General features: G+C 58.6%; 17 protein-coding genes and 1 tRNA gene. 12 read left to right on the top strand and 6 right to left on the bottom strand.

The window, feature by feature from the left end:
* The first annotated feature begins 226 nt into the window (after window positions 1-226).
* Window positions 227-802, top strand: coding sequence for a single-stranded DNA-binding protein (locus tag J5276_RS07225; protein ID WP_003515262.1), 576 nt, complete (start codon window positions 227-229; stop codon window positions 800-802).
* Between the two features lie 66 nt (window positions 803-868).
* On the opposite strand, the gene J5276_RS07230 is transcribed toward J5276_RS07225, so the two are convergent.
* Both J5276_RS07230 and J5276_RS07235 read right to left on the bottom strand, forming a co-directional pair.
* Window positions 869-2,017: an HPP family protein gene (locus J5276_RS07230; protein ID WP_112155035.1), complete on the bottom strand. Its 1,149-nt coding sequence runs from the start codon at window positions 2,015-2,017 to the stop codon at window positions 869-871.
* A 123-nt stretch (window positions 2,018-2,140) separates the two neighbouring features.
* On the bottom strand, window positions 2,141-2,770 hold the full coding sequence (locus tag J5276_RS07235) for a MarC family protein (RefSeq protein ID WP_003515260.1): 630 nt from the start codon (window positions 2,768-2,770) through the stop codon (window positions 2,141-2,143).
* Window positions 2,771-2,987: 217 nt separating this feature from the next.
* Between J5276_RS07235 and gyrA the strand changes: the two genes are divergently transcribed.
* Complete coding sequence (gene gyrA / locus J5276_RS07240; RefSeq protein WP_025593447.1) at window positions 2,988-5,780, top strand: DNA gyrase subunit A; 2,793 nt, start codon at window positions 2,988-2,990, stop codon at window positions 5,778-5,780.
* Window positions 5,781-5,873: 93 nt separating this feature from the next.
* Here the strand turns inward: gyrA and J5276_RS07245 are convergent, their stop codons facing one another.
* From J5276_RS07245 to J5276_RS07255, 3 genes are all read right to left on the bottom strand, one after another.
* Window positions 5,874-6,134: a hypothetical protein gene (locus J5276_RS07245; protein WP_003515258.1), complete on the bottom strand. Its 261-nt coding sequence runs from the start codon at window positions 6,132-6,134 to the stop codon at window positions 5,874-5,876.
* Between the two features lie 84 nt (window positions 6,135-6,218).
* Complete coding sequence (locus tag J5276_RS07250) at window positions 6,219-7,733, bottom strand: D-alanyl-D-alanine carboxypeptidase family protein (RefSeq protein WP_112155036.1); 1,515 nt, start codon at window positions 7,731-7,733, stop codon at window positions 6,219-6,221.
* A 148-nt stretch (window positions 7,734-7,881) separates the two neighbouring features.
* Window positions 7,882-8,592: a hypothetical protein gene (locus J5276_RS07255; protein WP_065658526.1), complete on the bottom strand. Its 711-nt coding sequence runs from the start codon at window positions 8,590-8,592 to the stop codon at window positions 7,882-7,884.
* Between the two features lie 137 nt (window positions 8,593-8,729).
* Between J5276_RS07255 and J5276_RS07260 the strand changes: the two genes are divergently transcribed.
* From J5276_RS07260 to J5276_RS07270, 3 genes are all read left to right on the top strand, one after another.
* Complete coding sequence (locus tag J5276_RS07260) at window positions 8,730-8,993, top strand: hypothetical protein (protein WP_003515255.1); 264 nt, start codon at window positions 8,730-8,732, stop codon at window positions 8,991-8,993.
* Window positions 8,994-9,008: 15 nt separating this feature from the next.
* Window positions 9,009-9,236: a hypothetical protein gene (locus J5276_RS07265; RefSeq protein WP_025593443.1), complete on the top strand. Its 228-nt coding sequence runs from the start codon at window positions 9,009-9,011 to the stop codon at window positions 9,234-9,236.
* 583 nt (window positions 9,237-9,819) lie between these two features.
* A tRNA-Ser gene (locus tag J5276_RS07270) sits at window positions 9,820-9,909 on the top strand.
* A 133-nt stretch (window positions 9,910-10,042) separates the two neighbouring features.
* On the opposite strand, the gene J5276_RS07275 is transcribed toward J5276_RS07270, so the two are convergent.
* Entirely contained in the window at window positions 10,043-10,381 is a 339-nt protein-coding gene (locus J5276_RS07275) for a hypothetical protein (protein ID WP_003515252.1), read from the bottom strand.
* Window positions 10,382-10,700: 319 nt separating this feature from the next.
* Between J5276_RS07275 and J5276_RS07280 the strand changes: the two genes are divergently transcribed.
* The 7 genes from J5276_RS07280 to J5276_RS07310 all read left to right on the top strand — a co-directional run bounded on the left by J5276_RS07280 (window position 10,701) and on the right by J5276_RS07310 (window position 18,150).
* The gene (locus J5276_RS07280) at window positions 10,701-11,789 is read left to right on the top strand and encodes a septal ring lytic transglycosylase RlpA family protein (protein WP_025593441.1); all 1,089 of its coding nucleotides are present in this window, start codon (window positions 10,701-10,703) and stop codon (window positions 11,787-11,789) included.
* Between the two features lie 76 nt (window positions 11,790-11,865).
* Window positions 11,866-13,038, top strand: a complete 1,173-nt coding sequence (locus tag J5276_RS07285; RefSeq protein WP_003515250.1) for a D-alanyl-D-alanine carboxypeptidase family protein — start codon at window positions 11,866-11,868, stop codon at window positions 13,036-13,038.
* Between the two features lie 137 nt (window positions 13,039-13,175).
* Window positions 13,176-13,850, top strand: coding sequence for a dTMP kinase (gene tmk / locus J5276_RS07290; protein WP_003515249.1), 675 nt, complete (start codon window positions 13,176-13,178; stop codon window positions 13,848-13,850).
* A complete protein-coding gene (locus J5276_RS07295) occupies window positions 13,843-14,868 on the top strand; it encodes a DNA polymerase III subunit delta' (protein WP_038490997.1) in 1,026 nt (341 codons plus the stop codon). The genes tmk and J5276_RS07295 overlap by 8 nt, the downstream gene beginning before the upstream one ends.
* A 104-nt stretch (window positions 14,869-14,972) precedes the next feature.
* Complete coding sequence (metG, locus tag J5276_RS07300; protein WP_003515246.1) at window positions 14,973-16,523, top strand: methionine--tRNA ligase; 1,551 nt, start codon at window positions 14,973-14,975, stop codon at window positions 16,521-16,523.
* An 11-nt stretch (window positions 16,524-16,534) separates the two neighbouring features.
* Window positions 16,535-17,317 carry a TatD family hydrolase gene (locus J5276_RS07305; RefSeq protein WP_112155119.1) on the top strand — a complete coding sequence of 261 codons (783 nt, stop codon included), beginning with the start codon at window positions 16,535-16,537 and terminating at the stop codon, window positions 17,315-17,317.
* Between the two features lie 2 nt (window positions 17,318-17,319).
* Entirely contained in the window at window positions 17,320-18,150 is an 831-nt protein-coding gene (locus tag J5276_RS07310; RefSeq protein WP_112155076.1) for an MBL fold metallo-hydrolase, read from the top strand.
* The last annotated feature ends 20 nt before the right edge of the window (window positions 18,151-18,170 follow it).

Genomic DNA, 18,170 nt, shown 5'->3' on the forward strand with positions numbered 1-18,170 from the left:
CGTCCTTATGTAGTGACGCAACCGGACGTGTCGAGGTTTATTCCCTATCGATCGATGGCTTTTCGGCTCACTTGACTCGAATTTAGTGATTTAATAGAACAAAAAAGGAACAAATTGCAAGTGCGAATATACTCTCTGAGAAAGTCGGGATTATTCGCTGTGGATTGTTCCCCGTTGCGGTGCCCTTTGCGGGCGGCGATGGTTATTGTGTGCGGGATTTTTTGAAATGCAATTGCCGGTCACGATGGCTGGCGGACAGGATGACGAGATGGCTGGTAGCGTAAACAAGGTAATTCTGATTGGGAACGTTGGCGCCGATCCCGAAATTCGCCGGACGCAGGACGGCCGTCCGATCGCCAATCTGCGTATCGCCACCTCGGAGACGTGGCGGGACCGCAACAGCGGCGAGCGCAAGGAAAAGACTGAATGGCACACGGTCGTCGTTTTCAACGAAGGCCTGTGCAAGGTTGTCGAACAATATGTGAAAAAGGGCGCCAAGCTCTATATTGAAGGCCAGCTGCAGACGCGCAAGTGGCAGGACCAGACCGGTAACGACCGTTACTCCACTGAAGTGGTACTGCAGGGCTTCAACTCCACGCTGACGATGCTCGACGGTCGCGGCGAAGGTGGCGGCGGCAGCCGCAGCGGTGGCGACATCGGCGGTGGAGATTATGGCAGCGGCGGCGGTAACTACGGTGGCGGTTACGACCAGCAGCCGGCGGCCCGCGGCGGTGCCTCTCGTGGCGGCAGCCAGCCTTCCGGCGGCTTCTCCAGTGACATGGACGACGATATCCCGTTCTGATCGGGACCCTGATTGACGGGGCGGGGGCCGGTCGAAAACGGTTGCCCGCTTCAAGGTCGCGACGACCTACGCCGCGGCTTTGTCCGCCAGCATCGCAACCATGACATCGGACTGCGAAAGAATACCCACCATCTTGCCGTTGGCGTCGATCACCGGCAGGTAATGCAGGCCTTCCTCCGCAAAGCGGATGATTGCTTCCTCGATCGCCGTTTCCGGCTGCACGGTTCTAACAGGCGATGTCATGATATCCTTGACGGTATCGTTAGGTGCGCTTTCGCCTGAGAGGATAAGGCGCAGGCGCTGCAGGAAACCGATGGAAGGGCGGCCGTTTCTCCAGCTAGCCTTTTCAAGAAAATCCGTCTGAGTGACGATGCCGACGATTTCGGCCCTGTCGTTGGTCACGGGCAGAGCCTTGAAATGGTGGTTGCGCATCAGTGAATGGGCGTGGCGCAGGCTATCATCCGGGGCGACGCCGACCACATCGCGCGACATGACGCTGGCGCAATCGAGGTGGAGGGCGCGGCGGCGCCAAGAGCGCAATTCCGTCTTGCGCAAAATCATCTCCAGCACATCGCGATCAATATCGAGAACCTCGTCATATTCCTTCAGCACCTCGTCCAGATCGGCTGAGGAAAAGCCGATTTTCTGTATCGGCGTCGGGTCTGCCGTGCCGTGGCTGGCCTTTCCCAACCTCAGGCCGTGCGGATAGGCGCGGCCGGTGGCATTGTTACAAACGAGCGCGAGGATGAGAAGGATGAGCGAGTTTCCGGCGACCGGCCAGAGAATAAATCCATAGCCGAGACTATGCACGGCGGGACCGCCGAGAACGGCCGTCAGCGCCACCGCGCCGCTTGGCGGGTGCAGGCAGCGCAGCGCCATCATGGCAGCAATGGCAAGGCTTATGGCAAGCGCGCTGGCAAGAAAAATATCCGGAACGAGTAAAGCCACCGTCACGCCCACGAAAGCCGACACGATGTTGCCGCAGAGGATCGACCAGGGCTGCGCAAGGGGGCTGGATGGCACGGCGAATAAAAGCACCGCCGAGGCGCCCATCGGCGCGATCATGGCTGGCAGGGTAGGGTCTAGGCGGAAAGCAAGGCTGCCCAGAAGTCCCGTCAGCGAAATGCCGACGAAGGCGCCCGCCGCAGCGCGCAGCCTTTCCCGGTTACTGACGGGAGCGGCATCCGGGATGAGGCGGCGCAGCGTGGATCGCATGGAGAGAGCTTTCTGATGCGGAAAAAAGATGCGCGTCTTTTAACCGAGGCAGGAGCCGGATTCAAAGGGCGGATTTTTCGCAAATCCGGCCGGTTGCGGCATTTTGTTGTGAACCGATGGTCGTCAGAATGCGAAGGCCGATTTTATGCCGTCCACTACGAACTGCACGGAAAGCGCGGCAAGAAGGACGCCGAGCAGCCTTGTCAGGATCGCGCGGCCGGTATTGCCGAGAAAACGGTCCATGCGTTCCGAGACGATCAGGGTGGCGTAGACGAGGGCCATGGCGAAGGCGAGGATGAGAATAAGCACGACCATTTCGAGCGTCGTCTTCATCGTTCCCGCCAGGAGCACGGTCGCGGAAATGGCGCCAGGCCCGGCGATCAACGGCAAGGCGAGCGGAAAGACCGCCAGATTGTGCAGATGGTCCTTGGTGATGGCGATCTCCGAGGTCTTTTCCTTGCGCTCCTGGCGTTTCTCAAAAATCATCTCGAAGGAAATCCAGAACAGCAGCAGGCCACCGGCGATGCGGAAGGCACCCAGCGAAATGCCGAGAAGGTTGAGGATGGTGAGACCGAACAGGGCGAAGATGGCGAGAATGCCGAAGGCGATGATTGAACCGCGCAGAGCCACCTGGGCGCGCTGGTCGCGCGTCATTCCAACCGTGAGTGCGAGAAATACGGGCGCGAGACCGGGTGGATCGAGCGTGACCAAAAGTGTTGTAAGCGCGTTGATGAGCGTTTCGCTGCTGGCCATTCTTTCCCCGCCTGTTCTGTTTTTAGGCCGGAGCGTACGCAAGTCGTACTCGCTTTGAAAGGGAGCGGCGTCGCTTTTGCCAACCTAAATGGCGAAAAGCGGGGTATGTCTTGCAAATGACGCAAAAGACTGTTCAAAACTCGCCGGGAAATTGGCTTAACGTGGCTGTTTCCGCTATAAAAATCCATCCGATTCTTAACAGAGAATGTGATCCGTTTTGACTGACCAGAGCCCCCCCGGCGGCGGAAAACTTCCGCCAGGCATTGAACCGATTTCCATCATTGAGGAAATGCAGCGGTCCTATCTCGATTACGCCATGAGCGTTATCGTTTCCCGCGCGCTTCCCGATGTCCGTGACGGTCTGAAGCCGGTTCATCGCCGTATTCTTTACGGCATGTCCGAACTCGGCATCGACTGGAACAAGAAATACGTCAAATGCGCCCGCGTCACCGGTGACGTGATGGGTAAATTCCATCCGCACGGCAATGCGGCGATTTACGATGCGCTGGCGCGCATGGCGCAGGACTGGTCTCTGCGCCTGCCGCTGATCGACGGACAGGGCAACTTCGGCTCCATCGACGGCGATCCGCCGGCGGCCGAACGTTACACGGAGTGCCGTCTCGAAAAGGCAGCGCATTCGCTTCTCGACGATCTCGACAAGGAAACGGTGGATTTCCGCGACAACTATGACGGCACCTTGCATGAGCCGGTCGTCATTCCCGCGAAATTCCCGAACCTTCTGGTCAACGGGGCAGGCGGCATCGCCGTCGGCATGGCGACAAATATTCCGCCGCACAATCTTTCCGAAGTCATCGACGGCTGTATCGCCCTCATCGACAATCCGGCGATCGAGCTGCTTGAACTGATGCAGATCATTCCCGGCCCAGACTTCCCGACCGGCGCGCTCATCATGGGCCGTTCCGGCATTCGCTCTGCCTATGAGACGGGTCGCGGATCGGTCATCATGCGTGGCCGTGCGACCATCGAGCCGATGCGCGGCGACCGCGAGCAGATCATCATCACCGAGGTTCCCTATCAGGTGAATAAGGCGACGATGATCGAGAAGATGGCTGAACTGGTCAAGGAAAAGCGCATCGAGGGTATTTCCGATCTGCGCGACGAGTCCGACCGCCAGGGTTATCGCGTCGTCGTCGAGCTGAAGCGCGACGCCAATGCCGAAGTCATCCTGAACCAGATCTATCGCTACACGCCGCTGCAGACCTCCTTCGGCTGCAACATGGTAGCGCTGAACGGCGGCAAGCCGGAACAGATGACGCTGCTGGACATGCTGCGCGCCTTCGTGTCCTTCCGTGAGGATGTCGTCAGCCGCCGCACGAAGTATCTGCTGCGCAAGGCGCGCGACCGCGCGCATGTGTTGGTCGGTCTGGCGATCTCGGTTGCCAATATCGACGAAGTCATCCGCGTCATTCGTCATGCTCCCGATCCGGCTTCGGCCCGTGAGGAGCTGATGACGCGGCGCTGGCCGGCGCAGGATGTGGAAAGCCTGATCCGTCTCATCGACGATCCGCGCCACCGCATCAATGAAGACGGCACCTACAATCTCTCCGAAGAGCAGGCACGCGCCATTCTCGAATTGCGCCTTGCCCGCCTGACGGCGCTTGGCCGCGACGAAATCGGCGACGAGCTGAACAAAATCGGTGCGGAAATCAGCGAATATCTCGAAATCCTGTCTTCACGGCTGCGCATCATGCAGATCGTCAAGGATGAGCTTATTGCCATCCGCGACGAGTTCGGCACGCCACGCCGGTCCGAGATCGTCGAAGGCGGTCCTGACATGGATGATGAAGACCTCATCTCCCGCGAAGATATGGTCGTCACCGTTTCGCATCTCGGCTACATCAAGCGCGTGCCGCTGACCACCTACCGGGCACAGCGTCGCGGCGGCAAGGGCCGTTCCGGCATGGCGACGCGCGACGAAGATTTCGTCAACCGTCTCTTTGTCGCCAATACCCATACGCCGGTGCTGTTCTTCTCCTCGCGCGGCATCGTGTACAAGGAAAAAGTCTGGCGCCTTCCGATCGGTACGCCGCAGTCGAAGGGCAAGGCCCTCATCAACATGCTGCCGCTGGAACCCGGCGAGCGCATCACCACCATCATGCCGTTGCCCGAGGACGAAACGACCTGGGAAACGCTCGATGTGATGTTCTCGACGACGCGCGGCACGGTTCGCCGCAACAAGCTCGGCGATTTCGTGCAGGTCAACCGCAACGGCAAGATAGCCATGAAGCTGGAGGAGGAGGGTGATGAAATCCTCTCCGTCGAGACCTGTACCGACCAGGATGACGTATTGCTGACGACGGCACTCGGCCAGTGCATCCGCTTCCCCGTCGACGATGTCCGCGTCTTCGCCGGCCGCAACTCGGTTGGCGTGCGCGGCATCAACATGGCCGATGGCGACCGCATTATCTCCATGACCATTGTGGGCCATGTGGAAGCTGAACCGTGGGAGCGTGCGGCCTACCTCAAGCGTTCGGCCACCGAGCGGCGTGCCGCCGGGGTCGATGAGGAAGATATCGCACTGGTTGGTGAGGAAGTCGCGGAAGAAGGCGAACTCAGCGAAGAGCGTTATCAGGAACTGAAGGCACGCGAAGAATTCGTGCTGACCGTCTCTGAAAAAGGCTACGGCAAGCGTTCTTCGTCTTACGACTTCCGCACGTCGGGTCGTGGCGGCAAGGGCATCCGCGCCACCGATACCTCGAAGACGACGGAAATCGGCGAACTCGTTGCGGCCTTCCCGGTGGACGAAGGCGACCAGATCATGCTGGTTTCCGATGGCGGCCAGCTGATCCGAGTGCCGGTAAACGGCATCCGTATCGCAAGCCGCGCCACCAAGGGCGTGACGATCTTCTCCACCGCCAAGGATGAGAAGGTGGTTTCCGTGGAACGTATCAACGAGCCTGAAGGCGACGAAGAGGCGGAAAACGGCAATGGCGAAGATGTGGCAGACACTCTGCCGGATACGCCAGAGGCACCGGAGAGCGAGGCGTAAGTCGCCTCGTTTCTTCATTGTCAATCAACAAAAACCCCGCGGTGCACAGGCTCCGCGGGGTTTTCTTTGTCTCGTCCGGTTATGTTCGGTTTGTCAGCGGATCCGGATATGGACCGGTGCACGCCCGGAGCGGCGGCCGACATGAAGGTGGATATTTGCTTCCGGCTGATTGGCACGCCAGGCGCGGGCGCCGTGCGACAGAAGCAGGCTGACGAGATCACGCGTCTTTGCCTTGGAGCGGTTAAGACCGAGATCGGCAATGCGCATTGCCGCCTCGTGAATGGGATGCAGAACCGACAGACTGCCTTGCCCGTTGCCAGACGCAATGTCCGAATAGTTCTCGTTAACTGCCATCTTGGAAAGCCTCGCTACACATTACACAATTCGAGGAGACAGGCGATGTTTCAACAAATAAGACACCGCCTGCACGAACGTCGATTACTGGAGTGACGCCCAGCAGCTGACGCCTTTCTTTTTCAATGCATTGCATGCATTTACCGCGGCGGCCTGGCCGTCGAAGCCGCCGAAGCGGGCGCGGTATACCTGGGAGCCTTCTCTGCTGAAGGCCACCGTGAAGGGTTTTGCGGACCGAAGGGCGGCGCCGCCTTTTTCCTGCGCATTCTGCAACAGGCCACGTGCCGAGTTTTCATCCGGCGATGCGCCAATCTGGATCACCCAGCCGCCCTGCGGAGCTTCAGCCTTTGCCGAAACGGAAGGGGTGGAGGGTACAGATGCTGGCGTGGACGCGGTGACGATATTGTCCACCTTGGTCGAGTTGGTAATCAACTTGCGGTCAGGCGCGACGGCTACCTGAGAAATAGGATCCTTGCCCTTCTGCCAGGTGGCGGCTTCCATGGCCTTTATGGCCGCATTTGAAGAGGAGCCTGCAAAGGCAGTAACCGGCGCGTCCTCGTAACGGGTCTGCGGTACGGGGCCGGCATGCGGCAGGCCGGAATCTGTCGCAGCGACAGCTGCGGACGGAGCCGCGACTGCCACAGGTGGAGCAGCAACAGCCACAGCGACTGGCTCTTCGACAGGTGCCGATCTCGTCTGCGCAATCAGGTTGCTGTTGCCGCTGCGGGAGGCCTGCGGCAGGTAGGTCGCAACAAGCTTGCGCATGGTGGCGTCACGGGCAGCGCTCGAGCGGCCGCCAAGAACGACGGCGACGATGGAGCGACCGTCTAGCTGTGCCGATGTTGCAAGATTGCTTCCGGCAGCACGGGTATAACCGGTCTTGATGCCATCTACGCCGCGCACGGTTCCCACGAGACGATTGTGGTTGCCGATGACCTGCTTGCCGAAATTGAAGGTGCGCGTGGAGAAGTAGCCGTAATATTGCGGGAAATGCTGGCGAAGGGCGATGCCAAGGCGGGCCTGGTCACGCGCCGTCGTCATCTGCGCCGTGTTTGGCAAACCGTTGGCGTTACGATAGGTCGTGCGCGTCATGCCGAGCGCACGGGCCTTGGCGGTCATCATTCTGGCAAAACGGTCTTCGGAGCCGCCGATATATTCACCGAGTGCGGTGGCCATGTCGTTAGCGGAACGGGTGACGAGCGCAAGAATTGCCTGCTCGACCGTGATGCTGCCACCGGCGCGCACGCCGAGCTTGGAAGGAGGCTCCTTGGCGGCGTTGGCCGAAACCGGCACCTTGGAATCGAGCGAAATGCGTCCGGAATTAAGCGCCTCGAACGTAAGATAAAGCGTCATCATCTTCGTCAGCGAGGCAGGATAGCGCAGGCCATCCGGATCTTCGCCATAGAGAACCTTGCCGGTCTTGGCATCAATGACGATGCCCGCATATTTCGGGTCCGCCTGTGCGGTGCCAACGGATGTTGCGGTTATGAACGCCGCAGCAAGGGTCAACGCAACGAACCTTACCAAAGACGTCGCACCCGCTTTGCGCGAATCTGCCCCAAATAGACTTTTCAACACTGCTGAACTCTTCAATCGCATATTTCTGTTCCGCTCGGACGCGCCCCGCCCGAGTGCTCCGGGAAGAAACTTTATCGGGATGGCGTTACCAAGTGGTTTATGAAAGGTATCCACGCTCCATAAAATGCGACTTTTCGGGCGCAATCTGTCTCACGCCTTTTCACGGATTTCAGTCTTTTACGAGGCGCTGCTCGATGTAGCGTTTCACACCTGCGTCGAGTTCTTTCCATTGTGGCAGCAAGGTTGCGGAGAATCGGTAGAACAGGCTGAGGTCCTGGCCGGCGTGGATATCCCTCTGGCAGTCGCTGCCCGTCGACGCCTGCTGGGTTTGCGGCAGAAGGCAGCGCACGACATAGTCACTTTCGCCCTCTCGCTGCCCGGTCAATATGACTTCCTTGCCGTAACCTGCGTCGGCACGCAGGCGGTGCAGTGTGAGGCCGTGTTTCAGCGGCACAGGCTCTCCTTCCGTCAACCGGGCATAGATCGGCCCGAAACGGCCGGACATGTCCTCAGACATCGTGCTTTGCGATAGCTGGATGAAAATAAGCCCTGCTGCCTGCGCCGGATCATCGAAAACAGCGCGATTGGAGTCTTCATATCCCTTGAGATCCGGCCAGGTGAGATAAAGATCGGCCCGCTCTCGCTCTCCATCATGGCGGTCGGAAGGTACACGCAGCGTGTTTTTCGCAAGTTTCAGCCGGTCATTGCCGATTGTGATCTCCACCGCGTCGGTTGCTGTCGTGTGGCCCGCCTGAAGGATCCGCTCGCCGTACCATTTAACGCCGATATTAAGGGCAGCAACAAAGCATATAATAATGACGGCAATGATGACGGCGCGCCGTATCAGGGAGGATGAAAGCAGGGGGGCTTCGTTGTGCATGAGCTTCCAACTTGTTCTTGCCACTGGACGCGTTTTCCACACTGAAAACAGACGGGCAAAGCTTTAACCTGCGGCGATCGCCATTGAAATGCTGTTTTGCCGCTGCTACCTGATAGGGTGCAAGCAAAGGACGGCATATGGCAGCGCGCGACAGATATTCCCGGAAACTCGAATGTTCCAAATGCGGTCATCAGGGTTTTGCCGAGGTGTCGGAATCGGATGAGAAAGACCGCCGTAACCTTGATTTTCGCGTTGATGAAATGCCGCGTGGATTCCGCACCGAGCGTGCCTCGGTCGATCCAACGGAATTCATGATCCGCTGCGGTCAGTGCGGTAACATATTCCGTTTCCTGCAAAAAACCGCCTATGCGCCGGGAGGCGAGCCGCGCGTCAAGGCCTGAACGGAAGGTACCGGGATGACTGTACCGCAACAACCCAATGGGGCGCCGCCTAGGCGCAAGCCAATCTGGCCGTGGATCGTGCTGCTGGTGCTGACGCTTTGCGCCATCTATTCCTACAATCGCGCCAACGAGATCATTATGGAGTTTTCCGACACGTTACCGCCGGCGCTGCTGAACCTTTTCGAGGATATTTTCCGGGGCGGTTTTCGGCACGGCGATGGCGGACCGAGCATCGGTGTCTAAACCATAAAGCAGGTAACGCACCCCAGTCTTTATCCGCCGGTCGCAGTTTTTCGGTAGTATAAAAGAAAAAAGCCCCGCAAACGGGCGGGGCAGGTTGATCGCTCGGGGAAAGTTGGGCAATGCCCGGGAGCGATGCGGCTATATAAATGACAATATTACTGACGCGATAGGCCACTTCCGTCCCAAACAGTACGCCGACGCATAAAATTTGCTCAAGCAGGAAGAATTTAGGAATATCAAACATCCAAATCTGTCAGGCAACTTGACAGGAGATCGTTTTATTCTTCGATTGCCTCGAATTGCACATATTCGCGCCTAACATAACGGGACATGAGCAGACGCATGGATAAATCCGGAATCTTCTTCGTGGCGCTTTTATTGGTGCTTGTGGCAATCGTGCTAAGTCTGGCGCTATTCCACTCGCCTCAGCAAAGTCCGGCACTTCCTTCGGGCGAGGGGTCTCTGCTGCCGCCTGCAACGACACAAGGACAATGAGGTGCTGATGGATGCGAAGAGGCTGTGCGCGCGTGCGCCATCGGGATTGACGGCCTTTTTCAAAACGCTATAAAGCCTCACCACCGATGGATGGGTGTCCGAGTGGTTTAAGGAACCGGTCTTGAAAACCGGCGTGCGTGAGAGCGTACCGTGGGTTCGAATCCCACCCCATCTGCCATAAAATTCCAAACAGACAGTTTGAAATCAACAGAACCGGCAGCGTTAGCCACGCGGTGTACTTTAGCTTGGAAATTTCTTGTATCACCGAAATGAAGAAACCCGCCTGTCGGCGGGTTCCGTTGATTAATGTATTAGAGTTCAGGACAGCCGCGTTCATTCGCGAATGTGATGCGCTCCGGTCCTCGGCGGGTGAAGCCCTGGACGACGACGCGACCGGGTGTGACGCGCACGATTTCGGGGTCGCGCAGGCCTGCCTCGCGGGCGGCGGCGCGGGCTTCGCGTTCGCCGCAGCCACGCATGCGCGGAGGTCCTCGTCGGTCCATGTCGCGGTCGCGATCACGTATAACCGGGCGAACGCCGTCGGGGCCGATCCGCAGCTCCATGTCCTGCGCACTTGCGTGAATAGGGGCGGCAATGGACACCAGCGCGATGCCGAGTGCCAGGCCGGCGGTTTTTATTGATTTGATCATGTTCCCTCACTCAGCCGAAAACCGGCGGAAGCTCGTGTGTTTGCGAGGAGAAAACGCGGTCGGGCTTCGTTTGTTCCTTGAGCAGGAGACATCTCGAGACGGCGCGTTTACAGGCGCATCAGGCTTCCCGTGCTGCGGAAAAGACATAAATCGTTAACCACGTTCATTACAATTTTATCGAATTTGCAGAAGTCGTTCGCATTTTTGCCACGTTATGCACAAGATTAAGCGACTGTTAGGTGCTTCGATGGCAGGGGCATGCATCGAGGCAAATGAGGGTGCGGTTCTTCGAGCCTGCAAGCAGCGTGGGGCAGACGATTTGAAATCTACGGTCAAGAAACTCGGCATCAACGCCAGATCGGGCGTGAAGTGGCTTGCAATTTCCGTGCTTTGCGCCGCGACAGCCTCGTGTTCCACCACCTCTGAGACCAAACCGAAGCAGAAGCGCAGCAAGGAATATTTCTCCGAATCGGAATATGGCGTCAAAGCCAGCCCGCGCGTGGCCGACGGCCAGAACATTCCCAAGGGCGGCGGGCGTGAGCTTCTCGGCAATGCCTATACCGTCAAGGGCCGACGTTATTTTCCGAAGGAAGAGCCGGGTTACAACAAGACCGGTCTTGCCTCCTGGTATGGTTCCGCCTTCCACGGCCGCCTGACGGCAAATGGCGAGGTCTATGACAAGGAACATCTTTCCGCTGCGCATCCGACATTTCCCCTGCCGAGCTATGCGCGCATTACCAATATGGAAAACGGTGCATCGGTTCTGGTGCGCGTCAACGATCGCGGCCCCTTCCATGAAGGTCGCCTGATCGACGTTTCCAGCAAGACCGCAGATCTTCTCGACATGAAGGGCACTGGAACGGCGAATGTGCGGGTGCAATATGCAGGCCGTGCGCCGCTTGATGGGCACGACATGCCTTATCTGATGGCGTCCTATGTTCCGAAGGGCTCTCGTTCTCCGGGTGTTGCGCCGGAAGGGCAGATCGCGACTGGTGTCATGGTGGCTTCGGCTTCGCCGAATTTCGTGCCGGCCCCGACATCAAACCCGAATTACGGTGCTTCGACGCAGACGGCGCTGGTTGGTACCAAAAAGAATGCAGCGCTCCAGGCCATGCCGCTGGTCAACGGCCCCGCACCGGCTTTCGAACAATTTGCAATCCTGCCGGAAATCGGTCCGTTCCTGGCGGAACGCCCGGAAGGCAATTTTACGCGTGAGCCGGCAGCACCTGGCGGCAACTATCTGCGCGTGCCAACGCCGTCGTCCAAATATGCAGCGGCTTATTCCGAGGAATCCTCTGCGGTTTCGAGAACCTCACGTGCGTTCGACAGCGTGCTCGTCGATCGCGGAGCGCTCAACGAGGATTCCATACTTGCCCATGTGAAGCGTCAGCAGGCGAAGACGCGCTGACGGGTTGAAGAGTTTATGGCTGACTTGCGTTTTCGTCGCGAGCGGCGGGTTGCGGCAGGGAAAGCTGGGCGGTTTCATGCACAAGGCCATTCATCGTTCTTTTCTCCCGGTCGCGGCAGCGCTCGCATTTGCGTTTTTCGGTAACGGTCCGGCGCAAGCGCAAACGCAAACAGCACCTTTCATCGCCAAGGCCGAACAGGCCTATATGATCGATGCCGAAACCGGCACGGTGCTGCTTTCCCAGAATGAAAATCAATCCTTTCCGCCCGCTTCGCTTGCCAAGCTGATGACTGTGGAGGTGATGCTGGATGCGCTGGCCAAAGGGCAGGTAACGCCCGAGACAGCTTATCCGGTTTCTGAATATGCCTGGCGCACGGGTGGCGCGCCGTCGCGGACCTCGACCATGTTCGCAGCGCTGAAATCTTCCGTCAGCGTCAACGATCTTCTGACGGGAATTATCGTGCAGAACGCCAATGATGGCTGCATCATTGTCGCCGAAGGCATGGCAGGGTCCGACTCCGCTTTCGCCAAGCGCATGACGGTGAGAGCCGGCGAACTCGGCATGAACCGCAGTGTCTTTGCCAATTCGACGGGTCTTCCCGATCCGGGCAACCAGACGACCGCGAAGGATATGGTGCTTCTCGCCCAGCATCTGCGCGATACCTATCCCGATCGCTATGGGCTTTTCACCAAGCCGGATTTCGAATGGAACCGGATTTTCCAGCGTAACAAGAACTCACTGCTGGGTAACGGCATAGACGGTCTCGGGCTTGGTTTTGCGGAAGGCAGCGGTTTCGCAGCAGTCGTTTCGGCAGAGCGGGAAGGGCGCCGGGTCTATCTGGCGCTTGGCGGCATCGCTGACGACAAGACGCGGCAGGACGAAGCACGCCGGGTGGTTGACTGGGGGCTGACGGCCTTCGAAAAACGCCATCTTTTTGCAAAGGACGAAGCCGTCGGTTCAGTCAGCGTCTACGGTGGCGATGTCTCGCATATAGACCTGTCGCCCCGGGAAGATGTCAGCGTGCTGGTACCGGTCAATAATCCCGAGCGTATTTCCGGGCGGATCGTCTATCGCTGGCCGCTCAATGCACCGCTCGACACTGGTGCGAATGTCGGAACACTCAAGGTTTTTTCGGGCGAAAGGCTGTTGCGGGAAGTGCCGCTTTACACGAGAACAGCAGTCGGCAAGGGCACGTTGACCCAGAATGCAGCCGGGGCGCTCAAGGAATTGCTGCTGTTCTGGCTCTGATGCCTATCGCGCAAGCCGCAACTTTCCCTATGCTTTTGTTCAGACACCGGATTTTCTGAAAAGCGCTTCACACTTTTCGGTTCGATGCTGTAAACAGGCATTTCGATATTTCTGAGAATTCCTCACAGGACGTGACATTGGCCGAAAAGACCGGATTGTTCATCAGCTTCGAGGGCGGCGAAGGCGCTGGCAAGTCGACGCAGATTCGCACGCTTGCCGAGGCGCTTCGTGACCGTGGTTTCGATGTGATCGTAACCCGTGAGCCGGGCGGTTCACCGGGGGCGGAGGCCGTTCGCCATGTTCTGCTGTCGGGTGCTGCCGAATCCTTCGGCGTGCGCATGGAGGCAATCCTGTTTGCGGCAGCGCGCAACGACCATGTCGAGGAGGTCATTCGCCCGGCACTGGAACGTGGCGCAATCGTGCTTTGTGACCGGTTTCTTGATTCCTCACGTGTCTATCAGGGTACGACCGGCAATCTGGAGCCGGATTTCATCGAGACGCTGCAACGCGTTGCTATTGATGGCGTCGTACCGGAACTGACGTTGATCTTCGATATCGCCGCCGAAAAGGGCCTTGCCCGGGCCAGAAAGCGTGCGGACGAGGGTGCCGCACCGGACCGTTTCGAAAAAGAGGAAATCGAGACCCACGAGAAGCGGCGTGAAGCCTATCTGGATATTGCGCTTGCCGAGCCGCGTCGTTGTCGGATCGTCAATGCCGATCAGCCGGAAGAAAAGGTGACGGAAGACGTCATGTCATTTGTCGAGCCTTTGCTCGAGCGGCTGGAGACTGCGGCGGGCACGGCGCATGAGTGAGGTTCAGGGCGTTCTCGACGGCGCAATTGCGCCGCAGCAGAACACGAAGCTTTTCGGCCATGGCGAAGCGGAAGCGTTTCTTGCGCAGTCCTATCGCTCCGGCAAGGGCCACCATGCGATCCTGATCGAAGGCCCTGAAGGCATTGGCAAGGCAACACTCGCTTTCCGTTTCGCCAACCACGTACTTACCCATCCCGATCCAGCCACAGCACCGGATTTCCTGGCCGATCCCGATACGGAATCGCTTGTCAGCCGGCAGATCACCTCCGGTGCGTCGCATAATCTGCTGCATCTGACCCGCCCGGCGGATGAAAAGACCGGCCGCGTGAAATCCGCCATCACGGTGGATGAGGTGCGGCGGGCAGGGCACTTCTTCTCGCAGACCTCGGGCACAGGCAATTGGCGTATCGTCATCATCGATCCGGCTGACGATCTAAACCGCAATGCCGCAAACGCCATTCTGAAAATACTGGAAGAGCCGCCAAAGCGGGCGATGTTCCTCGTTTTGTCGCATGCGCCGGGCAAATTGCTGCCGACCATCCGCTCGCGCTGCATGCCGCTCCGGCTGCTGCCGCTTTCGGATGCGGATATGGTGCAGTCGCTCGATCATCTCGGTATCAGCCCGGCTGGCGAAAAGCGGGATGCGCTGCTTTCCGCCTCCAAGGGCAGCGTCGCGCAGGCGTTAAAACTGATGAATTACGGCGGCTCCGACATTGTGGAGGCGCTGGCCTCCGTCATGACGGCCGAAGGGCCCGGTGCACGCAAGCAGATGCACAAGCTTGCCGAAGTTCTGGCACAGAAGGACGGCGATATTGTTCTCGGCTTCTTCATGGAGCACGTGACGGAGGAGTTGATGGCGCGTGCAAGAGCGGCGGCGATGGCCGGTGATATCGCAGCGGCAGAGAAACATGCGCGCCTTTCGTCGACGCTTTCGGAACGAATTACCGTGGCGCAGGCCTATAATCTCGACAAGAAGCAGATGGTGCTTTCCATTCTGGAAGATGTTCGCGGCGTGTGAGACCCAAGAGATCGTACGGAACGTACGCTTTTGCTTTCGCTGTTGCGAACAATCGTTTAAGAGCGGTCTATCCAAAAAACAGCCTGTAAAGTCGATAGACCGTCATGACAGACAAGACACCCTTCTACATCACCACCGCAATCTCCTATCCTAACGGCAAGCCGCATATCGGCCATGCCTACGAGTTGATTGCGACGGATGCCATGGCACGCTTTCAGCGCCTGGACGGAATGGATGTTTTCTTCCTGACCGGCACCGACGAACACGGCCAGAAGATGCAGCAGACAGCGCGGGCGGAAGGCATTTCGCCGGAAGAGCTGGCGCAGCGCAATTCCGACCAGTTCCGAGAGATGGGCAAGCTGCTCAACGCCTCGAACGACGATTTCATCCGCACCACGGAAGAACGTCATCACGAGACCTCGCGCAATATCTGGAACCTGATGGCCGACAGCGGCGACATCTACAAGGACAGCTATGCCGGCTGGTATTCAGTGCGCGACGAGGCCTACTACGGCGAGGATGAGACGGAAGTGCGCGCGGACGGCGTTCGCTATGGGCCGCAGGGCACGCCCGTCGAATGGGTCGAGGAGGAGAGCTACTTCTTCAAGCTCTCGGAATATCAGGACAAGCTGCTGAAGCTCTACGAGGAGAACCCGGATTTCATCGGTCCCGCTGAGCGTCGAAACGAGATCATCTCCTTCGTCAAATCCGGCCTCAAGGACCTGTCGATTTCCCGCACGACATTCGACTGGGGCATCAAGGTTCCTGATGACCCGAAGCACGTCATGTATGTCTGGGTCGATGCGCTGACCAACTACATTACCGCTACGGGTTACATCGAAGACAAGAACGGTCCGCGCGCAAAATATTGGCCGGCCGACGTGCATATCATCGGCAAGGACATCATTCGCTTCCACGCGGTCTATTGGCCGGCCTTCCTGATGAGCGCCAAGCTGCCGCTGCCCAAGCGGGTTTATGCGCACGGCTTCCTGCTCAACAAGGGCGAGAAGATGTCTAAGTCGCTCGGCAACGTCGTCGATCCGGTCAATCTGGTCAACCATTTCGGTCTCGATCAGGTCCGCTATTTCTTCATGCGCGAAGTCTCCTTCGGCCAGGACGGCAGCTATAGCGAAGAGGGCATCGCCACCCGCATCAACGCAGATCTTGCCAATGGCATCGGCAATCTGGCCAGCCGCTCGCTGTCGATGATCGTCAAGAATTGTGACGGACAGATCCCGACGCCCGGGCCGTTGACCGATGAAGACAAGGCAATGCTTGCCTCCGCCGACGGGCTTCTGGCACTCTGCCGTGAGGAGATGGGCAAGCAGCTCATCCATCGCGCGCTTGCGGCCATCATCGCCGTCGTTTCGGAAACCGACCGCTATTTCGCGTCGCAGGAGCCGTGGGCTCTGAAGAAGACCGACCCAGAACGCATGGGCACCGTTCTTTACGTGACGGCGGAAGTGGTCCGCCAGATCGGCATTCTGTTGCAGCCCTTCATGCCGGGATCCTGCGAGAAGCTGCTCGATCTCGTCGCTGCCCCTGCCGACAAACGGGATTTTGCCGCACTCGGCGAAGCCGGACGTCTGGTTCCGGGAACGCCGCTTGAGGCACCGAAGCCGGTCTTCCCGCGTTACGTCGCACCGGAAGCGTGAAGGCGACGACCATGCTGATCGATACGCATTGCCATCTGGATTTTCCCGATTTCGAGGCTGAGCGCGACGATATCATCGCCCGCGCCCATGCTTCCGGCGTTGCCCAGATGGTGACGATCTCGACCCGGGTGCGCCGTCTGCCCGAGCTTCTGAAGATTGCGGAAAAATACCCGTCGGTTTTTTGCTCGGTCGGCACGCATCCAAACAATGCCGACGAAGAACTCGACGTTTCGGCCGACGAGCTTGTGCGGCTTGCCGAGAGCCACGACAAGATCGTGGCGATCGGCGAGGCGGGGCTGGATTATTTCTACGACACGCAAGAGCCGGAAGACCAGAAGACCGGCCTCGTTCGCCACATCGAGGCGGCGCGGAGAACCAAGCTTCCGCTCGTCATCCACAGCCGCAGCGCTGATGAGGACATGGCTGCGATTCTGCGTGAAGAAAGCGACAAGGGTGCTTTCCCCTTTATTCTGCACTGCTTTTCCGCAGGTCCCGATCTCGCTAAAACCGGCGTCGAACTTGGCGGTTACGTATCCTTTTCGGGCATTCTGACGTTCCCGAAATCGCAGGATATCCGCGATATTGCAGCCACCGTGCCGCTCAACCGTCTGCTGGTGGAAACGGATGCGCCTTATCTCGCGCCCAAGCGTTGGCGCGGCAAGCGCAATGAGCCTTCTTATGTGGTGAACACGGCGGAAGTGCTGGCCGAGGTACATGGCATCTCGTTCGAGCGCATGGCCGAAATCACCACCGAGAATGCTTTTCGCTGCTTTTCGAAGATGACAAGGGTGTAGGCGTGGCAATCTACCGTCGCCGCTTTACGGTTCTCGGATGTGCGTCGTCTCCCGGCGTGCCGCGCATCAACGGCGACTGGGGCGCCTGCGATCCTGAAAACCCCAGGAATCGGCGTACTCGGGCGGCCTTCATGGTGGAGCAGATCGGACCTGATGGCGGTAAGACCACCGTCGTCATTGACACCGGGCCTGATTTTCGCGAGCAGATGATTGCCGCCAAAGTGGAGGCAGTCGATGCGGTTCTATACACTCATGCCCATGCCGACCATTTGCACGGTATTGACGATCTGCGCATCTATTTCGCCATTCAGCAGAGCCGCATTCCCATCTATGCCGATCCAGTCACCATGGCGCGCATCTGGGATGGTTTTGCCTATTGCCTCGAAACGCCTCCGGGCAGCAATTATCCGCCGATCGTCGAGCCGCGGATCATCGCCGATATCGACGCGACCCTGATCATCGACGGGGCAGGCGGGGCGATACCTTTCAACGTGCACATGCAGCAGCATGGTGACGTGCATTCGCTAGGCTTTCGCATTGGCGATGTCGCCTATTGCACCGATGTCAGCGATTTTCCGACCGAAAGCGTGCCCAAGCTTGCCGGTCTCGACGTCCTCGTCATCGATGCGCTGCAGCACCGTTATCACCCCAGCCATCTCTCGCTCGAACAGGCGCTCGGCTGGATCGATAGATTTGCACCCAAAAGGGCGATCTTGACCCATATGCACATTCCGCTCGATTATGACACGGTGATGCGCGAAACGCCTGATCATGTTGAACCGGCTTACGACCAGATGCGTTTCGAAGTCGAACTCGAGATTGAAGCGCCCTAATACCGCCTGAAAAGGAACAG

Source organism: Agrobacterium sp. S7/73 (genome assembly GCF_019355535.1).
GTDB lineage: Bacteria > Pseudomonadota > Alphaproteobacteria > Rhizobiales > Rhizobiaceae > Agrobacterium > Agrobacterium tumefaciens.